22 protein-coding genes are annotated in these 22,634 nt (G+C 65.1%); 20 read left to right on the forward strand and 2 right to left on the reverse strand.

Features of this window, described 5'->3' with window-relative positions; genetic code table 11:
- The first annotated feature begins 630 nt into the window (after nucleotides 1–630).
- Nucleotides 631–2,016 carry a cytochrome P450 gene (locus J2X62_RS24400; protein WP_310184038.1) on the forward strand — a complete coding sequence of 462 codons (1,386 nt, stop codon included), beginning with the start codon at nucleotides 631–633 and terminating at the stop codon, nucleotides 2,014–2,016.
- A gap of 41 nt (nucleotides 2,017–2,057) precedes the next feature.
- Nucleotides 2,058–3,092: a GAF domain-containing protein gene (locus J2X62_RS24405; RefSeq protein WP_310184039.1), complete on the forward strand. Its 1,035-nt coding sequence runs from the start codon at nucleotides 2,058–2,060 to the stop codon at nucleotides 3,090–3,092.
- Nucleotides 3,093–3,265: 173 nt separating this feature from the next.
- Here J2X62_RS24405 and J2X62_RS24410 read toward each other — a convergent pair whose 3' ends face one another.
- Nucleotides 3,266–3,709: a helix-turn-helix transcriptional regulator gene (locus tag J2X62_RS24410; protein ID WP_310184040.1), complete on the reverse strand. Its 444-nt coding sequence runs from the start codon at nucleotides 3,707–3,709 to the stop codon at nucleotides 3,266–3,268.
- 1,048 nt (nucleotides 3,710–4,757) lie between these two features.
- On the opposite strand from J2X62_RS24410, the gene J2X62_RS24415 reads away from it, so the two are divergent.
- The 18 genes from J2X62_RS24415 to J2X62_RS24500 all read left to right on the forward strand — a co-directional run bounded on the left by J2X62_RS24415 (nucleotide 4,758) and on the right by J2X62_RS24500 (nucleotide 21,071).
- Complete coding sequence (locus J2X62_RS24415) at nucleotides 4,758–6,362, forward strand: cutinase family protein (protein ID WP_310184041.1); 1,605 nt, start codon at nucleotides 4,758–4,760, stop codon at nucleotides 6,360–6,362.
- Between the two features lie 29 nt (nucleotides 6,363–6,391).
- Entirely contained in the window at nucleotides 6,392–7,723 is a 1,332-nt protein-coding gene (locus J2X62_RS24420; RefSeq protein WP_310184042.1) for an insoluble domain protein, read from the forward strand.
- A 136-nt stretch (nucleotides 7,724–7,859) separates the two neighbouring features.
- Nucleotides 7,860–8,810, forward strand: a complete 951-nt coding sequence (locus J2X62_RS24425) for a hypothetical protein (RefSeq protein ID WP_310184043.1) — start codon at nucleotides 7,860–7,862, stop codon at nucleotides 8,808–8,810.
- Nucleotides 8,807–9,574, forward strand: a complete 768-nt coding sequence (locus tag J2X62_RS24430; protein WP_310184044.1) for a hypothetical protein — start codon at nucleotides 8,807–8,809, stop codon at nucleotides 9,572–9,574. Before J2X62_RS24425 ends, J2X62_RS24430 begins: the two co-directional genes overlap by 4 nt.
- Nucleotides 9,571–10,128, forward strand: a complete 558-nt coding sequence (locus J2X62_RS24435) for a hypothetical protein (RefSeq protein WP_310184045.1) — start codon at nucleotides 9,571–9,573, stop codon at nucleotides 10,126–10,128. The genes J2X62_RS24430 and J2X62_RS24435 overlap by 4 nt, the downstream gene beginning before the upstream one ends.
- Nucleotides 10,125–10,403, forward strand: a complete 279-nt coding sequence (locus J2X62_RS24440; protein ID WP_310184046.1) for a hypothetical protein — start codon at nucleotides 10,125–10,127, stop codon at nucleotides 10,401–10,403. Before J2X62_RS24435 ends, J2X62_RS24440 begins: the two co-directional genes overlap by 4 nt.
- Before the next feature lie 106 nt (nucleotides 10,404–10,509).
- On the forward strand, nucleotides 10,510–10,803 hold the full coding sequence (locus J2X62_RS24445) for a hypothetical protein (RefSeq protein WP_008720862.1): 294 nt from the start codon (nucleotides 10,510–10,512) through the stop codon (nucleotides 10,801–10,803).
- Complete coding sequence (locus J2X62_RS24450; RefSeq protein ID WP_310184047.1) at nucleotides 10,800–11,156, forward strand: hypothetical protein; 357 nt, start codon at nucleotides 10,800–10,802, stop codon at nucleotides 11,154–11,156. Before J2X62_RS24445 ends, J2X62_RS24450 begins: the two co-directional genes overlap by 4 nt.
- On the forward strand, nucleotides 11,153–11,812 hold the full coding sequence (locus J2X62_RS24455; RefSeq protein ID WP_310184048.1) for a hypothetical protein: 660 nt from the start codon (nucleotides 11,153–11,155) through the stop codon (nucleotides 11,810–11,812). The genes J2X62_RS24450 and J2X62_RS24455 overlap by 4 nt, the downstream gene beginning before the upstream one ends.
- Nucleotides 11,809–12,690 carry a hypothetical protein gene (locus J2X62_RS24460; RefSeq protein WP_310184049.1) on the forward strand — a complete coding sequence of 294 codons (882 nt, stop codon included), beginning with the start codon at nucleotides 11,809–11,811 and terminating at the stop codon, nucleotides 12,688–12,690. The genes J2X62_RS24455 and J2X62_RS24460 overlap by 4 nt, the downstream gene beginning before the upstream one ends.
- On the forward strand, nucleotides 12,681–14,237 hold the full coding sequence (locus tag J2X62_RS24465; protein WP_310184050.1) for a hypothetical protein: 1,557 nt from the start codon (nucleotides 12,681–12,683) through the stop codon (nucleotides 14,235–14,237). Before J2X62_RS24460 ends, J2X62_RS24465 begins: the two co-directional genes overlap by 10 nt.
- The gene (locus tag J2X62_RS24470) at nucleotides 14,234–15,727 is read left to right on the forward strand and encodes an SCO6880 family protein (protein WP_310184051.1); all 1,494 of its coding nucleotides are present in this window, start codon (nucleotides 14,234–14,236) and stop codon (nucleotides 15,725–15,727) included. Before J2X62_RS24465 ends, J2X62_RS24470 begins: the two co-directional genes overlap by 4 nt.
- 55 nt (nucleotides 15,728–15,782) lie before the next feature.
- Nucleotides 15,783–17,666, forward strand: coding sequence for an ATP-binding protein (locus tag J2X62_RS24475; protein WP_310184052.1), 1,884 nt, complete (start codon nucleotides 15,783–15,785; stop codon nucleotides 17,664–17,666).
- Complete coding sequence (locus J2X62_RS24480; RefSeq protein WP_310184053.1) at nucleotides 17,663–17,980, forward strand: hypothetical protein; 318 nt, start codon at nucleotides 17,663–17,665, stop codon at nucleotides 17,978–17,980. Before J2X62_RS24475 ends, J2X62_RS24480 begins: the two co-directional genes overlap by 4 nt.
- Nucleotides 17,980–19,677, forward strand: a complete 1,698-nt coding sequence (locus J2X62_RS24485) for a peptidoglycan DD-metalloendopeptidase family protein (RefSeq protein ID WP_371832766.1) — start codon at nucleotides 17,980–17,982, stop codon at nucleotides 19,675–19,677. Before J2X62_RS24480 ends, J2X62_RS24485 begins: the two co-directional genes overlap by 1 nt.
- Nucleotides 19,674–20,258 (forward strand): hypothetical protein, encoded by a 585-nt coding sequence (locus J2X62_RS24490; RefSeq protein WP_310184054.1) that lies wholly within the window; start codon nucleotides 19,674–19,676, stop codon nucleotides 20,256–20,258. Before J2X62_RS24485 ends, J2X62_RS24490 begins: the two co-directional genes overlap by 4 nt.
- 81 nt (nucleotides 20,259–20,339) lie before the next feature.
- Nucleotides 20,340–20,576, forward strand: a complete 237-nt coding sequence (locus tag J2X62_RS24495; protein ID WP_310184056.1) for a hypothetical protein — start codon at nucleotides 20,340–20,342, stop codon at nucleotides 20,574–20,576.
- Nucleotides 20,577–20,594: 18 nt separating this feature from the next.
- Nucleotides 20,595–21,071, forward strand: a complete 477-nt coding sequence (locus J2X62_RS24500) for a hypothetical protein (protein ID WP_310184057.1) — start codon at nucleotides 20,595–20,597, stop codon at nucleotides 21,069–21,071.
- Between the two features lie 127 nt (nucleotides 21,072–21,198).
- Here J2X62_RS24500 and J2X62_RS24505 read toward each other — a convergent pair whose 3' ends face one another.
- Nucleotides 21,199–22,356, reverse strand: coding sequence for a hypothetical protein (locus J2X62_RS24505; protein WP_310184059.1), 1,158 nt, complete (start codon nucleotides 22,354–22,356; stop codon nucleotides 21,199–21,201).
- Between the last annotated feature and the right edge of the window lie 278 nt (nucleotides 22,357–22,634).

Raw genomic sequence — 22,634 nt, forward strand, 5'->3', positions numbered from 1 at the left:
CTACTTCAGGGCACGATGTACCCTGAGACCTGTCCAGCAAGACAGTCCCTTTCGTGGGGATGCGCAACACCGAGAATCGAGTTAGTAGCTCGTTTCTCTTACTTCGAAGACCCTCGGCCTGCACGCCGGGGGTTTTTCGTTTGTAAGGCGCTGCGCAGATGCAGTTTTACGAACCCACCGGTAGCCGGCGGGCTGAATTTTTCTACGCAGTCAGAGGTAGCACCCCCTGGTCACGATGGCGATTGAGCTCAAGGGCAAGATCTTCCCGATCACTCGCAATTGCCAGCAGATCCGAAACGTACTGGCTGAGGGAGGTCGCACCAGCCGAACTGCGCTGCGCCTCTAAGGACTTGATCAGCTCCGACGGGAGTCTGACGGTCAATGGTTTCCGGTCACCCTTACTGGGCATCGGCATGACGCGCCTCCTTCTGACTGGCTAAGTACGTTCCCAACCTGCGCCCCATCCTGATGCAGAATCACCTTGAGGTGTGGGTGACACGCCGAGAATGTCACCAGGAATTACACCTTTGTCATTCAAACGGTCTCCACGCGTTGCCCGGTCAGCACTCCCAGCGTGGTCAGATAATGGCCGTCGACCAGTGTCTGCGGAGGTGGGGGACACTATCTGGCATGGAGATCGCCCAAACCATCTCAAAGGCCCTGCCTCACCCGCGCTACCGACTGCCGTTTGCCGGAGACATCCTTGGCCTCGATACCACCAAGCCAGTTCAAAAAGAGATGGCAATGGCCGATGAACTCGGGGGGATCTACGAACGCAAGATTCTTGGCCACCGACTCGTCGTGGTCTCGGAACCGGAGCTTGTCGCGGAAGTCAACGACGAGGAGTACTGGGCCAAATTTCTGGCCCTGCCACATCGAAAGCTACGCGCCATCGGCGAAGACGGTCTGTTCACCGCGTTCAACTCAGAGCCGAACTGGCATCGCGCGCATGCCGTGTTAGGGCCGGCGTTCAGCAAAGGGGCCATGCGCGGTTACCACGAAGCCATGCAGGAGTCAGTGAACGAACTTCTGACCTCGTGGGATAGCGGATCGGGTCCGGTAGACGCCTACGACGAGTGCTCCAAACTGACCTTCGACGTGATCGGGCGTTGCGCCCTGTCGCATGATTTCGGCTCGTTTCGCCAGCCCGTACCCTTTGCGGACGCCATCGCTCGCGTCCTTCAATTTGTCAACAAGTCATCGAACGATGTGCCGATCATCCGCTCTGTCCTAGGTCGACGAGCGACGAGGCAGCATGATGAGGACCTCCAGTACATACGCCACACTGTCGACTCGCTGATCGAACAGCGAATGGCCCAGCCTGACTCCAGCAAAACGTCTCCGGATCTGCTCGAACATATGCTCAACACGCCCGACCCCCATACGGGCGACAGACTGACACTGGAGAACATCCGCAATCAGATCATCACTTTCTTGATCGCGGGGAACGAGACAACAGCGTCAACCATCGCCTTTGCGTTGCATTTCCTGAGCACCCGACCCGATGAGATGCAGCGGATACGGGCCGAAGTCGACGCCGTCACTCCTGATGGCACCGACATCGAGTTCGAGAACGTGCCCAAGCTGCGACGGACACGACATGTGGTCGACGAAACTCTCCGCCTGTGGCCCGCTGCACCCGGTTACTTCCGCAAGGCACGTGAGCGCGGAGCAACTAAGCTGGGCGGGTATGAGGTGCCCGAGGGATGGGTTTTTGTTCTCCTTCCACAGCTGCACCGCTCACCGGAGTGGGGGCCAGAGGCACACACTTTCGACCCGGACAGGTTCGCCACAGGGCAGGCCAGCGACAGCAACCGCCGCTTATACAAGCCTTGGGGCACTGGTCTGAGAGCGTGTATCGGCCGCCAATTCGCCCTACACGAGGCGGTGCTTGCGTTGGCGTCCATAGCTCGTCGGTACGAGATTCGTGCAGACCCCGATTACCAGCTCGACGTGCGCGAAGCAGTGACAATGAGGCCACATGGCGTCAGACTTTCTGTTTCGCGGCGGTCGTGACTGTACCGTCGTCTGTCTAGGTCGATCAGGAAGGGGAACCTGTGGACATCGTGAACAGCTGGCACCTGGTGGAAACCCTGGTTCCAGAACAGATGACAGTCATCAGTACTGGGGGGAAGGTCCGAGATTGGACCAAAATTGATCGCTTGTCACCTGGTCCTGAGTTCGATCTGCATGGTTTTCTGGAACTCACACGCAGTTCTTGCGCCGAGCAAGATGTGATCTTCAAAGGCCGTCGGCGTGAAGCTCGCATTCGCGCAGTACCAGTTCTTGGGCCGTCAGGGGAAACCCACGGCATACAGGTCTGGGTGGGGGACCGGGAGGTCGAACCCGACCCTGTGCGCACCGTTTCCGGAATAGCCTGGCTACTCGAACGCACCGTCATTGAGCAGACAGTCGAGGCTTCCATGATGTCCGGCGTCTCTGCTGCCGATCACGTACCTGAACGAACACCGGCGGAGTACAACGCCAAGGCCGTCAAATTCGATGGGTCCGAGGAATTGTTCGCCCAGGCGCTGGTCCCTACACACGGTCAGAAGTGGGAAGGCCCAATGTCCGTTCTCCACGCAGATGGCCGAATCATGCGTTGGCATTGCTGGGGCAGGGGGAGAACTGACCCTCCCAACGTCGGCCTCAGGCTGCTATGGCACGACGTGACAGACACCACGGAACCCGACAAACCGACATTGGCTGAGCTGGGAATGCCGAGCGGACTCGAGAGCGGTGGAACACGCATCGCTGTATTTGACGGCCGAACCGGGATTTTGACGATGTGGTTACCCGAAGCTCCAACCTGGGTGAAATGGCGTGATCTCACAAGCGGCTGCGGCGTGTTGCACGACGACGACCGGACGACACTGTCAGATGCTCTAGAAAAGTGGACCCACGATACGGCTCCCGTGTCAGCTGATGTACGCATCCGTGCAATTGACGACGGCGACGTGGCCGGCTGGAAGTGGCAGCAAACCCGACTCGAGCTACGGCCCTACCCCGGACAACTTGGTGACCGTCTGGTCCTCGCGGTGCTCCCCGCGCTACAACCTTCCGACCAGCCGCTCGAGGTTCCCACTCCCTGACAGATCGTGATAGCTTCGCCCTCGGCATCTTCCACTCTCCCGAAGAGTTGAAGACTTCCTGTCGGCCGCATGGCCCTCAGACGCAGCCTTTGAGCACCACGTGGAACACATTTCACGTGGCTAACAAGCACGCGTCTTGGAGCCAGAATGTCGATCCAGAGTCAAGTTCCCAGTCAGGCCGGCTCGCCCCGTGGCCGCTTCCGCACACGCTCGTATGCCTCGCTGACCCGTTGCGTCGGGTACCCCAGCGCTTCCGCTATCTGGCGGGCGGCCGGCGCGCTCAGCTTGCTCTGCCCGCGCTCGAGCGCCCCGATGTACTGGCTACTGACGCCGATTTCACTCGCGAGCATCCCCTGGGTCAGCCCCCTGGATATTCGCAGATCACCGAGGTACTCCTCGTCCTCCGGCACTGAGACGAAGTCGCTGATCTCACTGCCGAATTCCTTAGCGCATCGAGCAAGAGTGTCTATACGGGGATGGGACTGGCCTCGTTCCCACTGTGAGTACGTCGTCACAGCGACGCCGAGAACGCGTGCAACCTCGGCACCACTCAGTTTGAGTTCAATTCGTCGTGCCCGCAGCTTGTCGGGTGCGAAACCACGCAACCGACGCCTCACCGATGGAACCTCACGAGAGGACACGATGCCACTTGCCCCAATTCGGTAGCACATAAAGCATGTTTCGCTGCTAGTGTATAGAACCAGTTGTTTAGACAACGCACAACGGTTCACCCCTGGGCGTCGACAGAGCAAGATTCGGCTTACAGGCGCACACCGCATCAACCGCAGCGTCTATACATCGCTGATACGCCATAGAAAGCGAGAGCCCAACTGGCACAAAGTAACTCGAATTAGCAGACTCCAGATGCGCCGTGATTGGTCGTCCCGAAACGCATCCGGAGTCCCCTCCACCCACAGAACAAAGCCCCAATATCGGGCTCAACTTGTATCCGCAGAGGCCCTCCCAGCCTATGCGGATCTAGCAGAACCGCAATCGGATCGGAGACACATATGACATCTGTCGCGCAACCGCGAACGTTACATCCGGGCTCCACCTGCAGTCCCGGCATCGCCCTCTGCACCTCTGTCAACGACCGTGTTGCGGGCCTGGCCGTGTGTTCGCTCCCAGCCGTGCCCCACCACAGCCACCACAGGCTGATCTGCGAAGAGACGGGCTCGGTGATCGGTGAATGGACTGACGCCGATGCGGCGTTCCTGGAACCACTCTCACGTTCTCCACTTCTCAGCCACGTGGCCTAATCCCCCAATCTCGACTGGTGCCTGAAAAGGCGATCAGTCGCGAGGGTCTACGCGGCGGACTCACTGCACTGAGGCCTCCGCGTAGCCCCTTACTTGGTGGTGGACCGGCGCGAGGGTCGCGCAGCGAGCGCATTTCATCATGTTCAGCGCTGCGCGACCCGCCGGGACATCCACCGAATTCCTAGACCTCCACTGCCAGAAAGGAATACGCCCGATGCCGTGGATTTTCTCGCAGCTCTGGTTCTGGATTGGCCTGCTGGGCTGACCGCTTCTCCAACCATGCCGGTGGGTGCCTGCGTTTGTCGATCGACCTGACACCCACCAGAAAGCCGCACCGAAGTTTCACGTTCCGGCGTCGTCGACGTCACAGCCCACGTTTCTCTCGGTTTTGACAGGAGTCGAAATATTGTCCGACAGAACTCGTTTCAGATCCATCGCCGCGATGATGGCCGTCGCAGCGTGCACGCTGTCGGTCAGCGCGGCACACCTGTTGGTGTCGCCGCCGACGGCCTCAGCCAGCCCCGATCAGCCGTGGCTCGACGAACTGGTCACCGACTGCCCCGCCCTCTACACCCTCGCCGTCCAGGGAACCGGACAGTCCTCGCCGGACGCACCGATCAAGGCCGACACCGGAATGCTCGGAACGGTCCTCGGCCCTGCGCTCGAGGCGGCTCGGGTCGTTGGGTCGTCCCTGGATCGGGCGTATGTGCCGTACCCGGCTGCGTTCGGCGGTGCCGTCCCTGGCGGGAAGCAGCCCTACACGGTCTCGGTGGAGGAAGCTGCAGCCAACCTCGAAGCTGCTGCCGAGAAAGTCATCTCGAGCTGCCCGTCAACCCGATTGGCCGTCGTCGGCTACAGCCAGGGTGCGCACGCCGCCTCGAATTTCCTCGAGGCGGTCGGCGCGGGCACCAGCGCAATCCCCGCAGACAAAGTTGCGGTCGGCGCGCTGTTCGGTTCGCCGACCAGAGGTGCCGGGTCGCCTGTCTTCCCTGGCAGCAGTAGCGACGACCCCTCACCAGCCCCCGGCTCGTCCGGAAATCATGTCGCCGAACTTCCCCCGGTCTCCGCCCCTGCACCCGCCGGCTCGGGAATCGGCCCGGCCAGCGACGTCGTCTCGAGCTACGGATCGCTCAGCGGGCGGGTGGCGTCGATGTGCCAGACCGGCGACCTCGCGTGCGATGCACCCGCGAACGCACCGATCGCGCGGGCGGTCACCAATGTCGCCGGCCAGGCAGAGGTCGGTGGTGACCCGTTCCGCGCCGTGTCGTCCATCGGCATGGCGTTGGCCTCGACATCGTTCGGCGTCGCGGTCGACGTCATCAACGAAGACGTCTCGGTCCCGAAGAACTCCCTCGAGAACCTCTCGATCGCACCGAAGAAGTCGCTCTCACAACGGTTCGCCGAAGCCTCGGACCCGAAGGCAACACCTCCGACCGGGCAGGAAGCGATCGCAGCGCTGACCAAGGTCGGTCTCGTTGCGGTCAATGCCGTGGTGTCGGTGGCGAAGAAGGTCATCACACCGCAGACCATCGCCGAAGTCTCCGCCGCCGGATTGTCCAATCCTGCAGCGGCATTCGCGGTGATCGCAGCCAAGACCGCCAAGGCCGTCATAGAGCTCGTCCCGCCTGCGACATCGAAGCGGGTAGTGCAGCAGGCATTCGACGTCGTCAAGAACGAAGTGACGGCCAACAAGGACCTGTTCGACCTCGCAGCGTTGACCTCCTACGCCAACACCATTGCCGCACATACCGGTTACGGCACTGCGGCGGCGACTCCACAGGGCGAATCGACGACACAGTTCGTCGCGGACTGGCTCGCGGCCGCCGCAGCCGACTTCGGTGACAGTTCCACCGATACGACGTCGACGTCATCGTCTCCGTCGAGCTCCACCACGACACGCACCGCAACGCCCACAACCTCGGCCGGCACTACCACGGCGACGCCCTCGACTCGTCCCTCCACCACGTCCGGAACCGTCACCTCGATTCCGGCCGCAAGCCCCGTCCAATAGCTCCACCTACACGAAAGGTCCACTTCTTCATGGGCACTCACAAGATTCCCACCCGGTCACTGACCCGAATCGCCACCGCCACGACCGCAGCATCGGTCATGGCCGTGTTCTGCTACGGCACCGCATCGGCCGCACCAGGAGACGCCCCGGCAACCCAGGGCGACATCACCACCGCAGCCCCGTCGACCCAGGGCCCGTTGACCTCCGATGCACCGTCCACACAGGGTGAACTGACCGCCCCCGCACCGCAGCCCGAAAAGCGTGTCTACTGGGTTGCACCGCCCGCGCAGTACGACCAGACCGAATGGAAGACCTGGGACGCGTACTACGACAACGACTCCACCAGCACCAACAGCGGCACGGCGACGACCTCGGACAACTCCGGTACCACGGTCGAGCCTGCAGAACCGGCCGCACCGGCTGAACCCGCCGCTCCGTTAAACGTGAACACCCTCCACGGCCCGACCGCTATCGAGGACCCCACCGCACCGATCGCGGCCCCGGACAAGACGGTCAAGATCGGTGACTTCTACGCCGATCAGCCCAGCTGGCTCTCCGACCAGGACCGTGACCGCACCAACAACTCCACGGCCGTCATCGAAGCGCAGGTGACCGACTTCTGGCGCTCGATCGGTGTCCCGACCGACCGCGCCCAGCGCCTCGGTGCTGCTCAGATCGCCGCAGGCGGCGCGGGCCTGGTCACCGGCGCTATCGCCGCCGGAACACCTGGAGCTGCGGTCGGCGCTCTCGGCGGCGGAACCATCGGCGGTATCGGCGGCGCTCTCGCCGGCGGGCTGATCCCGATCGCCCCCGGCATCGCACCGATCACCACCGGCGTCGCCGGGACTGCCGCGGGAGCTGCCATCGGTGCAGTGGTCGTAGGTGTGCCCTCGGCCGCTCTCGGCGGCGCAGTCGGTCTCGCTACGGGCGTTGCGCTCGGAACGACCTACGGTGCAGGCGATCTCGGCGAGCCGCAGAAGATCGAACTGCCGGACTTCCCGCAGCCCGCACCGGCACCCGCACCGGCACCCGCACCGGCACCCGCTCCGGCACCGGTCGTACCGGCTCCCGCACCAGCCCCGGTCATCGAGCAGGCCGCCCCGGTCTGGACCGTTCCGGACAACCCTGTCGACACCGCACGCGGATTCGTCACGACACAGATCGCCGGTGGCCAGCAGGCACTCGACACCGTCGATGCCGCTGTGGCCGACGCGACCCCCGCGGTGCAAGCGGCTGTTGCCGACGCAACGCCTGTGGTGCAGGCCGCGGTGGCCGATGCAGCACCCGCCTTCGCCGCCATCGACAACGCTCTCGCGGCCGCCGGATTGTCCAACCCACTCGCTCCGGCAGTGCCTGCCTGACCTACCCAGTGACCTGCTTCGGGAAGGCCGCGTTCCGACCGACCCGCACGCGGCCGGAACCGGCCTTCCCGAAGCTCCCACTCCACCCGAACCCCTCGCGCTCTCATCGAACGTCTCAGGGACACAGGAGAAAACAATGGCGACCGACAATCACCGCGACAGCACGATGCTGTTCCCTGACCCCCAGGAAAACTTCGACCACTCGCAGTGGCAGCCGGCCGCAGACTCCGCCGTGCACCCATCGACGACCCCCGCACCTGCGCTACCGGCGATGCCAGCAGTAGGCGACAACGATTCCCCCACAACCGATCCGGCACACGACCTCGGCACCGAACACGCCTACGCCGATGCCGACCACGATTTCGGCGACATCGCCCCCGAGACCGTTCCCGTTCCGTACTGGGTCGCCGCACACGTCCCGGCCGACCGCCTCGTGATGGACCAGCCGCAACGCCGGTTTCGTCGCCGTCGCACCGCACCCGCGCCGACTCCACCGGTCGACGACACGACATCGCAGCACCCGCCATCGCCCGCGCGCCCGCGTCGACGGATCTCCCCGACATGGATCGCTGCTGCCGGCGTCGCGGCCGCCGCACTGATCGGTGCCGTCGTCGTCGTCAACGGCCAGGACGACGCACCCGACCCTACGAACTCGACCGTGGTGGCTGCCCCGACCGCCGCACCGAGAGCGAGCACCACCGCGCCCACCAGCGCCGCCCCCGCTCCCTTCTGCACAGCTGCCAGCACCCCCGACGCCACGACCACCGACGCCGCCGGGGGACGCGGAAACGCGGTCGATGTCATCGCAGCGTTCGAGCACGCCTACTACGTGGAGCGCTCCGGTACGGCCGTCGCCTCCCTCATGGTCTCTCCGGCACCACCGGAACGCATCCAGGCCGTCATCGACCGCACCCCGGCCGGTACCGAGCACTGCGTGACGATCGCCGCCACCGACAACCCGGACGTTCATGCCGTCGCACTCGCACTGCGAACACCGTCCGGATCCGAATCGGCCATCGCCTCACGGATCACCACCGTGCGCACCGGCGCGAACTACGCCATCAGCAACGTCGAGGAGGTTCGGTGAGCACCGTGGTTCCCATCCGCCCGGGCAAAACCCCACCGCCGCAGCAGGTCTGCATCGTGGTCGGGTCGTCCGCCGGTGGTGCGTCCTCGACCACCACCGCCCTCGGGCTCGCGGCCGCCATGACCACGCCGAAGTTTCCGGTCGTGGTGGCCGACGCCACCACCGACGGCGGCAACCTCTTCGAGCGCGCCGCCGCGCACACCCTCGACACCCCGGTCACCGCCGGCCTACCCGTCAGCAGCGCCGCCACCACCTCGAACGCAACCGTGTGCGGACCTACCTCGGACCGCAGCGACCTGACCCTGATCGACAGCATTTTCGCCTCACGCAAAGCAGCGCGCATCTACGACGTCGGCACGGCGCTCGACGCACCGCGCGTGGCAAGCCTGCGAGGACAGGCCGTGCTCGTCCTGACCGCGATCGCACGCGCCGAACCACTCACCCGGTTACGAGGACGCCTCGAGCACATCCGTGCCGCCCACGGAGCGGATGCGCTCGCGCGCACCATCGTGGTCATCTCCCACACCATCCCCGCCGGAAGCGTCGATCTGACCGCCGTCCGCTCCGGACTGAGCCCTGTTCTCGGCGCATTGGTCGAGGTGCCCTTCGACAGTGCCCTGGCTGCACCCGGATTGTTCGATCACCGCCGCGTGGCCCCGGCCACGACGGCCGCATGGTCCACCGCTGCGTCTGCCGCGCTGGCCCTCGCACTCGCCGCCGCGGACCTCGAGACCGACCAGCAACGAAAGCGAGAGCAAGCATGACCGAAATAATCGACACCACCGACTCAGCGGCACAGTGGATCTCACCGTCGCTGTGGCTGCTCGGTGCCACCCGCGAAGCAGGGGTGAGCACCCTCGAACAGTTCTGGTCCTTCACCGCCGACAGCGAAGGATCGTGGCCACCGGGCGACGACCGCGAACGGGTCTCCCCGTACGTCGTCATCGTCGCACGCGACAGCTTCAAATCGCTCACTGCCGCACAGAATCTCGCTCTCGCGCACCAGCGAGGGGAGATCGGGTCCGGATCGGAGCTCCTCGGGTTGATCACCGTTGCATCGGCCCCCACCTTGGACAAGCCGATACGCCAACACCGCGACGTCGTCGGTGGGGCGTTCGAGCAGTCCTGGCACATCGGATGGCATCGAACCTTGCTCTCGGCGTCGGTGGATCGGCTCCCGCGCTGGCATCCCCTCGCCGCCGACGCAACCGCCCCCAACCCAGCGCTACCGACCGATATCCACACCGTCGGCATCGCCCTGACCAACGCCGTGCACGCACGCATCCCGTCGCTGTTCAGCGGACAGGTCGCTTCGTGAACGCCGCGCTCACCGTCGCCCGGAGCACCGTGACGCTGGCCGAAGTCATAGAACCCCCACCCATCGGGGTGCCGCCTTCGCAGACGTTTCGGTGGATGTTGCTCTCGCTCTGCGTCGTCTCGGTGGCGGCGCTGGCGGTCGGAGTCGGACGCATGGTGTGGACCTACAAACACGACGACGGCCGCGAAGCCGAGAACACGAAATGGCTGATCGGATCCGCGCTCGCCTTCGTAGCGTCCGTCGCCGCTTACCAGTTCATTGCCAGCTTCACTTGAATCCCCCGTTGCGCCTTTGCAGCACAACCGGTTTCGGACCGCAGCACTGATGCGACCGATGTTCACCGCTTCCCCGAATACGACACGAAAGGCTCGATGATCGCCCATGATTCTCGCAACCGCACAGGCCGTGCAGGACTTCTCGGTCCAGGCCATCGAATTCAACGTCACCGCCGAACTCCCGCCCGGTGCGAACGGACTGCTCAAACTGTTGAACTGGCTGCTGTGGGGAGTGCTGCTGGCCTGCATGGCCGCGATCGTGTTCTCGGGCGGAAAGATGGCCTGGGAGAAGTGGAACCAGGGATCGATCCAAGCCCCGAAGATTCTGCTCGGCGCTCTGGTCGGCGCGATCGTCTCCGGTAGCGCCAACGCCATCCTCAACGCCGTCGCCGGCGGATGACCGGGGCCACCGACGGCGGGACTGTCCTGGCCATGCCCGCCGATGTCGTCGAGAACATCAACACCGCTCTCGGGTGGATGCTCGGACTCGTCGCGGTGGCCTGCGTAGGAAAGATCATCTTCGTCGGTGCCCGCATGGCCTGGGATCACCAGCACACCCCCGGTGTCGAATCGCCCGTCTCGGCGGAGTTCTTCGCCGCAGTCATCGGCTGGATACTCGCCGCCGTCGCCGCCGGAGGTATCGCCGCGGCCCTGCTCGACTCCACCGGCACCGTCTCGAACGATCCGCAGCCCAACCCCAGCGTCGTCGACGACATCGAACGCATCAACCCACCTCTGAAAGGCGGACAATGACCATCGCCACCCACCCCCGCACGGGCCGTCGATACCTGGCCGCCGGTGCGGCCACCGCGATCACGGTCGGCCTCCTGCTGGCCGGTTGCGGCAGCGACGAGACCGAGCCGCCAAGCGATGCTCCCGCAGCACCGAGCATCGATATCCACCGGGCACCCGATATCGCGTCCTGGACCACAGCAGGGAGCATTGCGGTGCCCCTGGGCGCAGTGGATGGCCCGACCTCGTCCCCGGGAGCACCGTTCACCGGCTACACCCAGACCCCGCAAGGGGCAGCGCTGGCCGCGATCGACCAATCGGTCCAGCTCGCCACCGCCGTCGACGGACGATGGGCAGAGATCCTTCCCGCCGTGACCGTTCCTGGGCAGGGCCGGGACCTGTGGGCCGGGAACCGGGCGTTGGTCTCCACCAGCGGCATCGATCCCTCCGTCGCCCCCGAGATCGTCGGCTACACGATCGAGGAGTACTCGGCCGACGCCGCCGATGTCTCGATCGTTCAGCGCTTTCCCGACGACTCGCTGGCCTCGACCCTGACCCCGGTGACCTGGTCCGGCGATGACTGGAAGCTCACTCTCCCGGTCAGCGACACCAACCCGGTCGAGGATCTGGTTGCCCTTCCCGCCGACATCGTCGACCTGGAAGGAACCCGGCCATGACCGAACCGCACTACGACGAGAATCCCACGCCTGCAACGGAACCGACCGAGACGGAAGGCAAGCGCATCGGCACCGTCGGTTGGATCGGCGTCGGGATGGTGGTGGTCATCATGCTCGCCGGACTCGCCGTGAGCCTGGTGGTCCTCTCCCGCGACCAGGACACACCCCTGGTCCCCCTCGACGACGGCGGCACCGCGGCGCAGGTGACCCCGCAGGACACTGCCGGATTGTTCGAGCCCGATCCCGAGTTCGATTCCCTCGACCGGGTGGTCTACGTCCCGAAAGACCCGAACGGGGTCGTCCTCGAGCAGAAGACTCCCCCCGCCGGCCGCACGCCCGAGACCGCTCCGGAAGGGGTGATGCTCCAACGGGTGCACGGCAACATGGTGCTGCCGTTCTCCACCTCCGACGGGCCGACCGCTATCGATTCCTCCGGTGTGGCAACAGGATTCAGCCACACCCCCCAGGGTGCTGCGTTGGCTGCGGCGCACTACATCGCCTACTTCACCGGCGGAAACGACCGCATCGACATGATCGCAGCGTCGGGTCGGGCCGACGATCCGACCGGCACCATCGCGGAAGCCAAGCGCTACAACGCCACCGGCGTTCTCGGGTCCGTCGCGGACGGTTCCGCATACGTTGCCCTGCCCTCCTTGAAATTGAACTACACCGACGCCCTCACCCGCGTCTCGTTCGGCTACACCGCCACCCTCAAGGACGGCTCCACCCAGTACCGGCGCGTGTTCTCGGACTTCATCTGGCGCGAGGACCGTGGATGGGTCATCCAGGTCCGACCGCTGAACTCCCCGCAGGGATCCACCGTCGGCGGTACCGCCGACCAGACGCCGTTCGAGCCGGGGTGGCTGACATGGTGGTAACCCACACGCCCCGAACGCTTCTGGCGTACCTGCTGCGCTCCACGCTCATGTTCGTTGCTGTTTTCGCGCTGGTCGCGGGTAACGCCGGCATCGCGGCCGCACAGGACCCGCCGCCGGATGACCCGTCATTCGTCGAGAACGCCGCCACAGCCTCCACGTGCTCGAACGCCGTCGGGCTCGGCGTCTCCATAGCCAGTGAGATCGCAAATGCGACGGGCGTGACCGACGGTGCGCCGAGCTGCCTCGACGCGGTAGGTGACGTCGCGGCAGCACCGATCAACGCCGTCAAGAACGTCGCCGAAGGTGCGTTCGAGAAGGCAGGCCTGAGCTTCGGCGAAGCCGGCGGCGCGGCACTGAAATTCGCTCTGGGCTGGTGGATCGAGATTCCCGGACAGAACGAACAGGCGTACCAGAGCGTGCTGTCCACTGTCGGCGGCTACACCTACGACATCCAGCTGGCGTTCCTCATCGTCTCGATCATCCTGCTCGGCGGCAAGCTCGCCCTCGCCCGATCGGGAGCCATCCGGCAGGTCTCGGAGGAAGGATTCCGCCAACTCGCCCGCGCCACCATCATTTCCGGTTCCATCGGCTTCTTCGTGGTGATCGGCACCCGGATTTCGGACGGGGTGAGCAGCTGGTTCATCACCTCCACCGTCGGGGACGATCCCGCCAAGCTCGTCGAGGCGATGGTGCGTATCACGGTGTTCACCGGATCGGGCGGCATCGCAATGCTGTTCGTCATCGGACTGATCGGCATCCTCGGCGGTCTGCTGATGGCGTTCCTGCTCATCATGCGCATGGGCATGCTCGTCGTCGTCTCGGCGTTCCTGCCGATCGTCGCCGCCGCGGGTGGAACGCGGATCGGCGCAGGAGCGTACGACCGCCTGATCGCTTGGACGCTGGCGTTTCTGCTCTTCAAGCCGGTCGGCGCGTTCGTCATCGGGATCTCTGCCATGCTCTTCGCCCAATCGGCACCCTCGCAGGAAGCCGACGGCGGCATCATGACCGCCGTTATCGGGGCGCTCCTGCTGGCCTGCACCGCACTGGTGCTGCCGTCTCTGATGAAGCTGTTGCTTCCCGAAACCTCCGGCGGTGCAGGCGGTCTCGCAGCCGCAGCCGCTCTCACCGGTGCCGCTGTCCAGATCGGCGGCATGGCCGCTACCGGTGGTGCCAGCGCAGGCGCGGGTGCCGCCGGAGGCGCAGCGGGCGGCGCGGCCGGCGGCGGCGCAGTCGAGGGATGGGCTCCGTCGAGCTCGGCCGGATCGGTCCCCGCGTCCTTCGGTGTCGGCCCCTCCGGTGGAGGCGGCGGCGGAAGTGACAGCTCAGGACCGAGCAGCAGTGGATCGGACGGCGGAGGCGGCGACGGATCGATGCCCAGCGGTACCGGTGCAGGCGATTCCGGAGCAGAAACGGCAGGGCGGGCCACCGACGCCGGCGGACCGGCCGCCGGGGGTGGATCGGCCCCGGATTCGTTCGGGTCCGGCGTCGACGGAGCAGCCGACCGCAACTTGGGAAACACCGACGATGACAGGGGATTCCAGATATGAGTGAGGCCAGCAGACGCCCGACGACCTACGGGGCGTGGCGACTGCCGCGTTCGGGCGGCGCGTTCGGTGTGAGCTTCGCAGTGACCATCATCGGTATGGGCGTGGCCGTGGCCATGATCGCCACATACCTGTTCACGCGATCGTTGATGGCCTCTGGCCTGGTCGTCGCGGCCGGTGCGGTGGTGCTCGTGCCGATGGTGATGAACAAGGACGGGCAGAGCGGACACCGCCGGTTCTCCGGCTGGCGTTCGGCTTTGACCTCGAGCCGTCGCGGTGAAGACACCTACGCCTCCGGTGCCTTCTCGAAGGTGCCCGGGGGAATGTTGCGGCTACCGGGTGTGCTCGCCGGTACCGACCTCTACGAGGCCATCGACTCCGCGGGCCGCACGTTCTCGATGATCCACATGCCCGACAAGAACATCTACACCGTCCAGCTCGCCGCCGAGCCGCAAGGCGGAGAGAACTTCGACCAAGAACACCTCGACCGCGCGGTGAACAACTGGGGACAGCAGCTCACCGCATTCGGCGACGTCTCCGACATCCCGTTGGTGGCAGCAGTACTCGAAACCGTTCCCGACACCGGCACAGTGCTGATGGAGACCGTCCGTGGCCGCGTTCGCCGCGACGCCCCCGAGCTCGCACGCCAGTCGATGTACGAAACAGCCACCGGCACCGCCAAAGGCGGCGTCCGGATGGCCGCCCGCCTGGCCATCACTTTCGAGGCCCAGACCGACGAGCGCCGCAAGGACCCCGCCGAGCAAGCCGTGGAGATCGCCCGCCGCCTCCCCGAAATCACCTCCGCCGCAGCCGCTGCCGGGGTCATCTGCACCCCCATGACCGCCGACGAGGTCGCCGGAACGGTGCGCCGCTCCTACGATCCCGCGGCCCTCGAAGCCGTCGAAGCCGCTCTCTACTCCGGTCAGGGCACCGGCTTGAACTGGGCGGACTGCGGGCCACGCACGGCGTTCCGTAAACGCGATCGCTACCTGCACGACGGCGCGGTGTCGGTGACCTGGGAAATGCGGGCCGCGCCGAAACGCGCTGTCACAGAACGCGTCCTCGAACGCCTGATCCGCCCGCACGCCGAACTGCCGCACAAGCGGGTGACGATCATCTACCGCGTTCACCCCGCCGGCGAGGCCGCCGACGTCGCGGCCAGCGACTACCGCAACGCCCGCGCTCGCCGATCCGGACGCACCGGCCTGGACAACATGAGCGACGTCAACGACGAACGCGCCGCCAACCTCGCCCAGCAAGAACAGTCCCTCGGGCACGGCATGACCCGCTTCGCGGTCATGATCACCGTCACCGGACCCGCCGAAACGACCGACGTTCCCCGTATCGATGCCATCCTGCGCGACGTCTCGGTCCAGGCCCTGCTCTCGGTGCGGCGCAGCAACTACTGGCAGGACGCGGCATTCGCAGTCGGTCTCGGGGTCGGGGTCTCCGCACCCGAACACACCTCCCTGCCGCGCCTGGCCGACGGCTGATCCACGCCGCCCGCCACCACTGCTGCGTCGTCGACCGATCGAGAGGACCACCCCGGTGCCCACCACCCACGCCCGACCGCCCAAGCCCGCATCGACCCGCGTCGACAAGTACAAGGTCATGTCCGACGCCGACCGCGCCGCGCTCGAACAGCGGTGCGCGGCCGCGACCGGTATCACCGCCTTCTGGCTGCGTGCCCGCCTCAACCGCGACGCCAACCACCGTCGCAACCGGGACCGCGACCTGGCCTTGCTCGGTGACGGCACCGACACCGCGCGGTTCACCGAATCCGACGCACGCGGATTCAAAGGCGCAAGCAGTGGCCGCATGGCCATCGTGTTGCCGCCGGTCGAGTACCGCGGCACCACCAAGCAGGTCGCGGGGCTGTATCCGTGGATCTTCGGTGCCTCCGCCCCGATCCTCGGACCCATCCTCGGACCGCACCTGTCCACTGGAGCGCCGGTCGGCTTCTCACCGCTCGCCGCGAAAGAACGCGGCGCGATCACCGCCCCGGCGTGCATCATCATCGCGCTCAACGGATTCGGGAAATCGACCCTGCTGCGCCGCATCGCCCTGGGAGACATCGCCGCCGGTATCCGAGTGATGTGGCCCGGCGACGTCAAGCCCGACGGCCGCAAGCTCACCGAAGCGGTCTGCACCACCGGGGTCAACGAAGTCGGTTACGGCACAGGATCGTTGAACCCCCTCGACCCCGGCCCGATCGGAGTCGCCCTGGCCCGGTACATCACCATCGATCCGGACCTGCGACGCCGCTACGAGTTCGCACTGCACTTCCGTCAGGTCAACCTCGTACTGGCACTGTGCGAGATCGTCCGCCGTTCTCCGTTGCAGGACTACGAAGAAGCAGTCATCGACTCCGGCATCCGCCTGCTCTACACACCCGCCTCGGACGGTGGCCGCGGACACGACGTCGAGCGGCCCGCGCGCCTGTCGGACCTGCTCGACCTCGTCGACAGCTGCCCCGACGAGCTACAGAACGACGTCGTCGCGGACAGCGCCGAGGAATACCGCGGTCAGGTCAAACCACTGCTCCGGACCCTACGCGCGCTCACCAAAGGCCGGTTCGGAGAAACGTTCGACTCGAACACCACCGTCCGGATCGACATCGACAACCCCTCGACCTGCCTGGACATGTCCGCCGTCCCCGAAGGCGACTCCCTGATGCGTGCCGCCGTACTGGTCTCGGGCTGGTCGGAATGCTTCGCCGCCGTCGACGCAGCGCACCTACGCGCCACCAGCGGCAACGGCCCACACCTGGCGTTCTCCATCCTGATGGACGAGCTCTGGCAGGTCCTCTCGTGCGGTCCGACGATGGTCGACCGCCTCGACGGCGTCCAACGCCTCCAGCGCACCAAAGGCGTCGGCGTCATCGCGGTCAGCCACTCGGTGGCCGACCTCGAAAAAGTCGGTGCGACAGGATTCTTCGAACGCTCCCGCGCCCGCATCATCGGCCCCATCCCCCGCAGCGAAGTCGCCCGCCTCTCGGAGGTCATGCAGTTCTCCGAGCGGGAGAAGACGATGCTCACCAACTGGTCGGACTCGGCCGACCTGGGTTCGGCCGCGACCGCGATGACCGCGGCGCGGATCCGCTGCAAGCACTGCTCACGGTCGCTGCTCTACCTCGCCGGCACCCAGACACCGGAATGGGTGCACCAGGACAGCGAAGCGCGGTACTGCGACGCCGTCGACCCGCACGAGCACGTCGAGGACACCGACCGCATCGCCGAACCACTCGAAGCGGTCAAGCAGCCACCCTCCGGGATGGGGCACTTCCTGCTCAAACTCGGTGAGGGCGGCCGTCCCGGTGTCCCGTTCCGGGTGTGGGTGACCCCGGCCGAGAAGAAGTCCGGAATCCACGACACCGACGAGCGGCTCGACGCGGCCGCCGAAGAGCAGCGCCGTGCGGCGGTGACCCGATGACCGACTTCGGCGGCGGTGAACGCCGCAAGTACCGGATCGTCGACGACGACACCCGCGACGCCGCGATCGGCACCGTCTGCGATGCGATCGAGAAGGGAACCTCGTTCACCGCTGCCTGCAAGGTCGTCGCCCAGCACCTCGACGTCGCAGAAACGACGGTCCGCGGGTGGGTGAACGACTCCGGTCGGCGCCCGCGCGCCGATTTCGAGCAGGTCCTCGAACTGCGCCGCGCCCTCGAAGCCGCCGCCGAGCTCAACCACCGGCTCTCCGCCAGGCGCACCAGTGGGTCGATGTTCGGGACGGCGACCAGCTGATGGCGTCCTCATCGTCCTCCTCCTCCTCGTCGGCCGTGACGGGTGTGCTCGCGGCCGTCGTCGCGGTGATGATGAGCCTGGTCGTGATGATGGCTTTCCTCGCCCAGGACGAAGAAGACCAGGCCGCGATCGGGGCACTCGATTGCATGCCCGGGAGCAGAGCAACCGGACAGACGCAGGGCAACCTCCTTGCCGCGCCCGGCTCGTTCATCAAACCCGTCGACCCCGCCCAAGTGACGTTCACCAGCGGCTTCGGTGAGCGGTGGGGGTCGATGCACAAGGGCATCGACCTCGCCGGCCCGATCGGAACCCCGATCTACGCCGCCGCCGACGGAACGGTCAACGCCGCCGGCAACGCCTCCGGCTTCGGGCAGTGGGTCGTGCTCGACCACGTCATCGACGGCAAGACCATCTCCACCGTCTACGGCCACATCGACACCTTCACCGTCGCCGCCGGCCAACCCGTGCGCGCCGGACAGCTCATCGCCACCATCGGCAACCGCGGCCAATCCACCGGCCCGCACCTGCATTTCGAGATCTGGGACGGTGGCCACGCCGGCGGCCAGGCCATCGACCCCCTCGCCCAGTACGAAACCGCCCCGGCACCGGGACAAGCGCCCGCTGCGCCGAGTCCGGCACCAGCCGCCCCCGCTGACCCGGTCGACCAGCTCGCCGGCGCTACCCCAGGCGGCGGTGACCTCTCGACACCGACACCGGCATCGATGGGCTCGGAAGCGAACCTGCAGGTCGGCACCAAACGGCTGATGCGCGCCCTGGCCATGAAGTTCGGAGACCGGCTCGACTCCCTCGGCGGGTGGCGAGCAAACGGCGGAGCGGCCACCGATCACCCCGAAGGCCGCGCCGTCGACGCGATGATCCCGAACTACTCCTCCGGCGAAGGCGTCGCGCTCGGCAACGAAGTCCTCGACTACGTCATGGCCAACGCGGACTTCTTCCACCTCGAGTACGCGATCTGGCGTCAGACCATTCATTTCCCCGGCCAGGAGCCCTCGCTGATGGAGGACCGCGGCTCGGACAACGAAAACCACATGAACCACGTCCACATCACCGTCGACGCCTCCGGCTTCGACGACGCCGGCACTGTCTGGGGACAGCTACCCGGCGGTGGCGGAGCGGGATCGAACGCTGCGGCCACGACACCGGGCTGCACCGTCGCAGGCGGAGGCCTCGGCGAAGATCTCGCCGACGGATCGGTCCCGCCCGAGTTCGAACCGTGGATCCGCAAAGCAGGCGGGATCTGCCCGCAGATCAAACCCTCGCTCATCGCCGCTCAGCTCGACGCCGAGAACGGATTCGCCTACGGCGCAAACGCTCCCGTCTCCTCCACCGGTGCCGGTGGGCCCGCCCAGTTCATGCCGGGAACCTGGGCGACCTACGGCAAGGACTACGACGGCGACGGACGCGTCGACGTCAACTCCATCGGGGACGCGGTCATGGCCCAGGGCCAGTACATGTGCGATATCGCCAAGGCCATCGACGCCGGGATCGCGGACGGTCGCGTGTCCGCACCGAACGGACCCACCGAGCTGTACCTCGCCGGCTACAACGCCGGCGAAGGAGCCGTGCTCTCCTCCGGCGGATTCCCCACCGGTTCCACCGATTACGTCGTTCAGACCCGCCCGTACGCCGACAAGATCATCGCCGGCGAAGCCAAGTACAGGAAGCAGAACTCATGAAGCTCCACACCCACGCTCGCACCGCCCTGGTTCGTCCTCGACGACTCCTGATCGCTGCGGCCATCACCGCGGTCGCGGTACTCGCTGTCGCGGGCTGCGGTGGATCACCCGATTCCGATCCGATCCCCGAAGGCACCGACGCACACGTCCAGATCGACCCGCTCGACCCCGCGGGCCTCGATGCCCCCGGCGCTGCGACGACAGCGATGAACGCCATTCTGTCCTGGCAACCCGCCGTCGACGCCAGCAAGGCCGACGCGCTCGCCCGCGCACGGCCGTGGATCACCACACCCCTGATCGACACTCTCGATGGGCCACAGAGCACCACCGAGCTGCGCCCGGACAGGGAGTGGGACGCCTGGGCCCGCTCGAAAGACACCCTCACCGCCACCTGCTGGCCGGTCGAGGGTGCCACCGCCCCGCCGGCCGGAATGCGGACGGTGATCGTCGACCTCGAATGCCGGCAACGAGTGCTCCACGCCGACGGATCCTCGACACAGCGGCCAGTCGAACCGTGGCGGGCGACCGTCATCACCACACCGAACGGCTGGAAAGTCTCTGACTTTCGATATCGAGCGTGAGACTCGGGTGCGGTGTCGGCCTGGTTGAAGAAATTGTCGATAGCGGTGGCGGCGCAAGTCCTAATGAGTAAAGATACGCGTATGGCACTGGACATCCACAAGGTTAGGCAGCTCTGCAAAGATGCTAGCCGGAGTCTCGACAGCGCGAAACGCGACACCGAGCGCGTGATCAGTGACTTCCGAAACTTGGGCAGCGGGTTCACTGGCGACCGTGCATACTCGCGGGAATACAGCAACCTCGACTCGGCAGTGAAAGAAGCCGTACGCGCATTGGCCAAAGTCAGAAGCGCGGTCGACGATATTCATCGCAAAGTCTAGAACTATTAAGGGTGGGGAATGAGCAGTCCTTTTGATGATCTCGAATCGATCGCAAGTGACGCAGCAGCTAAACGAGATGCAGACGGGCGACGCGTCCAGGCGTGTGAGTCGTACTGCGAGGCGGGATTGAATGGATTTACTCAGGCTGCAGCCAAGGTTGGCACGTCGTTTGTTCAGCTCGAGATGGACTCAGTAGCAGCTCAGAGCGCTGGTATCGCGCTCGCGCCGTGGCCGACGACCTCAGTCGGAGGAAAGGCCGTGGCTCGGTACTACAGCATTTTGACCCACTCGGAATTTGATCACGTCTGGACTGCCGCAGATGGCTATGGCGTAACAATCACTCTCGATGGACAAACATTTTCCGAAGCCAAGGCATGTTCTGTTTCGTACGCCGCCGCCCTCATTGCACGACTCGTCGGATACGACACGGAGCAAGCCAAGGAACTGTTCACTGCGGCACTGCGGAACGAGCCTTACTCATACGGACAACGATAAACCGACCCACGTCTACGCACAGCTTGGCGTTGGCCATTGACTCAGCCGGTAACAATGTGCTGACGTAGCACACACCATTCAGAAAGCCTGGCATACAGGTAGACGTTGAACGTAAGTTGACCACCAGTCAACGCCTCGAAGTCTCCGCCTTCAGCTCCTTGCAGAGCTGGACCATCGCCAAAGCAGCCCAGAACATCCAGTCCAAAAAAGCCGTACTGTAGTCACGCAGTTCGGACGTTTTGTTGTGCCGCATGGCATATTTGTTTGCTATCTGAAACAAACTTTCATTGTCCTTCTCGGCCGCTGTGCCTTTCATTACGGTGTATCGGTCCGGTTCGAGAACAGCCATCAACTCACGTATCGCAGATATCTTGTCCTCGCGCGTCGAGGCCCGTGATCGGTACAGGCTGATGGCATGGCCGACTTGATCAGCAAGTGAGTTCGTCGGTTGCTCCGCTGCTTTGAGGAGGAGCTCGGCACGCGCATCGTCGGTCATGGTTACTAGACGGCCCACGTCTTCTCCGTCGGTGGCAAGCCGGTACGGAAGATTGGCGAGGACGAAAATCTCGTTTACCCGGATGCGGTAAAGCATTTGTCCCGTCCGGAGGGAGTGGTTCGAGTAGTGGTAGCCACACTGCGAGTAGTCATGGTAATGACGATTCCGTGGTCGTGCAGCGACGTCGTGCAGCAACTCCACTAGGTCGAGAAAGTCATCGTCGCTCCATTCTGCGGAGCTGTTGTGCGTGAGGTGGGGTGGCGGCCCGCCGTACATTCCTGCGAGCCTTTCCGTCAGTTCTTCCGTCAGATCATCGTCCACATCGACGCATCCGTCGGGTAGTTCCTGACCGAAGTATCCACCGGATTGCCAACGAGCCACCAGCGAATTGAACCGGCCCTTCGCTACCTCCCAGTTCGGGCTCACCGAAGTAGAGGTACTTCCAGGAGAGGGGCTACGGCGATGAGAAAAGTACGGGCGACGGGCAGTCTGTGAGGTCAACTCATCGGCACGATGGACGAGCTCGCCAACTACGGGAACGGTGCCAAAGACCCTCGATGTACCCCAGCTCAGAGCACTTGCGGCAGCGGCGTATTCTCTCGCCGGAGCAGAGCCAGCGAACGCTTCGGAAAGTAGAAACTCGTAGTCGGCGCGGAACGAACGCCGACTTGCCTCGGACTTCATCATGTCGATGGCCTCGGTGAGAAAAACTTCTCGCGGCCAGAGGAGCGCAAATTCAGGGTCGGTCAGATCAAGCTGGGGAGTCTCGTCCTCAGAAATTCCCGACACTCGTTCTCCGATCAGTTCCCCGCCTGCTGTCTCAGCTAGTTTAATCGACCGACGGTGTCAGCCCATAAAGGTGCGTTACCGCCGCCAAGCGCTCCACGAGAATCGTGGTTCCCGAACGGCATATTCACATAGGCCGTCTCTTCCCCATGATCTACGCGGGCAGCCATCCGTGGCGTGTCCTTCATTGCCCGTTGCGGGGCACACGACGTCTACCGCCTTTGCTACGTGCGCTCAGACCGGCCATTTTGTACAGTTGCTCCATCGGGTCCGTCGTGCGG

It is taken from the genome of Rhodococcus sp. 3258 (assembly GCF_031456475.1).
GTDB lineage: Bacteria > Actinomycetota > Actinomycetes > Mycobacteriales > Mycobacteriaceae > Rhodococcoides > Rhodococcoides fascians.

What these genes read in the sequence shown, in the direction of transcription:
- J2X62_RS24400 (WP_310184038.1), top strand. Translation starts at nt 631, where the DNA reads ATGGAGATCGCCCAAACCATCTCAAAGGCCCTGCCTCACCCGCGCTAC.
- J2X62_RS24420 (WP_310184042.1), top strand. Translation starts at nt 6,392, where the DNA reads ATGGGCACTCACAAGATTCCCACCCGGTCACTGACCCGAATCGCCACC.
- J2X62_RS24425 (WP_310184043.1), top strand. Translation starts at nt 7,860, where the DNA reads ATGGCGACCGACAATCACCGCGACAGCACGATGCTGTTCCCTGACCCC.
- J2X62_RS24435 (WP_310184045.1), top strand. Translation starts at nt 9,571, where the DNA reads ATGACCGAAATAATCGACACCACCGACTCAGCGGCACAGTGGATCTCA.
- J2X62_RS24445 (WP_008720862.1), top strand. Translation starts at nt 10,510, where the DNA reads ATGATTCTCGCAACCGCACAGGCCGTGCAGGACTTCTCGGTCCAGGCC.
- J2X62_RS24450 (WP_310184047.1), top strand. Translation starts at nt 10,800, where the DNA reads ATGACCGGGGCCACCGACGGCGGGACTGTCCTGGCCATGCCCGCCGAT.
- J2X62_RS24455 (WP_310184048.1), top strand. Translation starts at nt 11,153, where the DNA reads ATGACCATCGCCACCCACCCCCGCACGGGCCGTCGATACCTGGCCGCC.
- J2X62_RS24460 (WP_310184049.1), top strand. Translation starts at nt 11,809, where the DNA reads ATGACCGAACCGCACTACGACGAGAATCCCACGCCTGCAACGGAACCG.
- J2X62_RS24465 (WP_310184050.1), top strand. Translation starts at nt 12,681, where the DNA reads ATGGTGGTAACCCACACGCCCCGAACGCTTCTGGCGTACCTGCTGCGC.
- J2X62_RS24470 (WP_310184051.1), top strand. Translation starts at nt 14,234, where the DNA reads ATGAGTGAGGCCAGCAGACGCCCGACGACCTACGGGGCGTGGCGACTG.
- J2X62_RS24480 (WP_310184053.1), top strand. Translation starts at nt 17,663, where the DNA reads ATGACCGACTTCGGCGGCGGTGAACGCCGCAAGTACCGGATCGTCGAC.
- J2X62_RS24485 (WP_371832766.1), top strand. Translation starts at nt 17,980, where the DNA reads ATGGCGTCCTCATCGTCCTCCTCCTCCTCGTCGGCCGTGACGGGTGTG.
- J2X62_RS24490 (WP_310184054.1), top strand. Translation starts at nt 19,674, where the DNA reads ATGAAGCTCCACACCCACGCTCGCACCGCCCTGGTTCGTCCTCGACGA.
- J2X62_RS24495 (WP_310184056.1), top strand. Translation starts at nt 20,340, where the DNA reads ATGGCACTGGACATCCACAAGGTTAGGCAGCTCTGCAAAGATGCTAGC.
- J2X62_RS24500 (WP_310184057.1), top strand. Translation starts at nt 20,595, where the DNA reads ATGAGCAGTCCTTTTGATGATCTCGAATCGATCGCAAGTGACGCAGCA.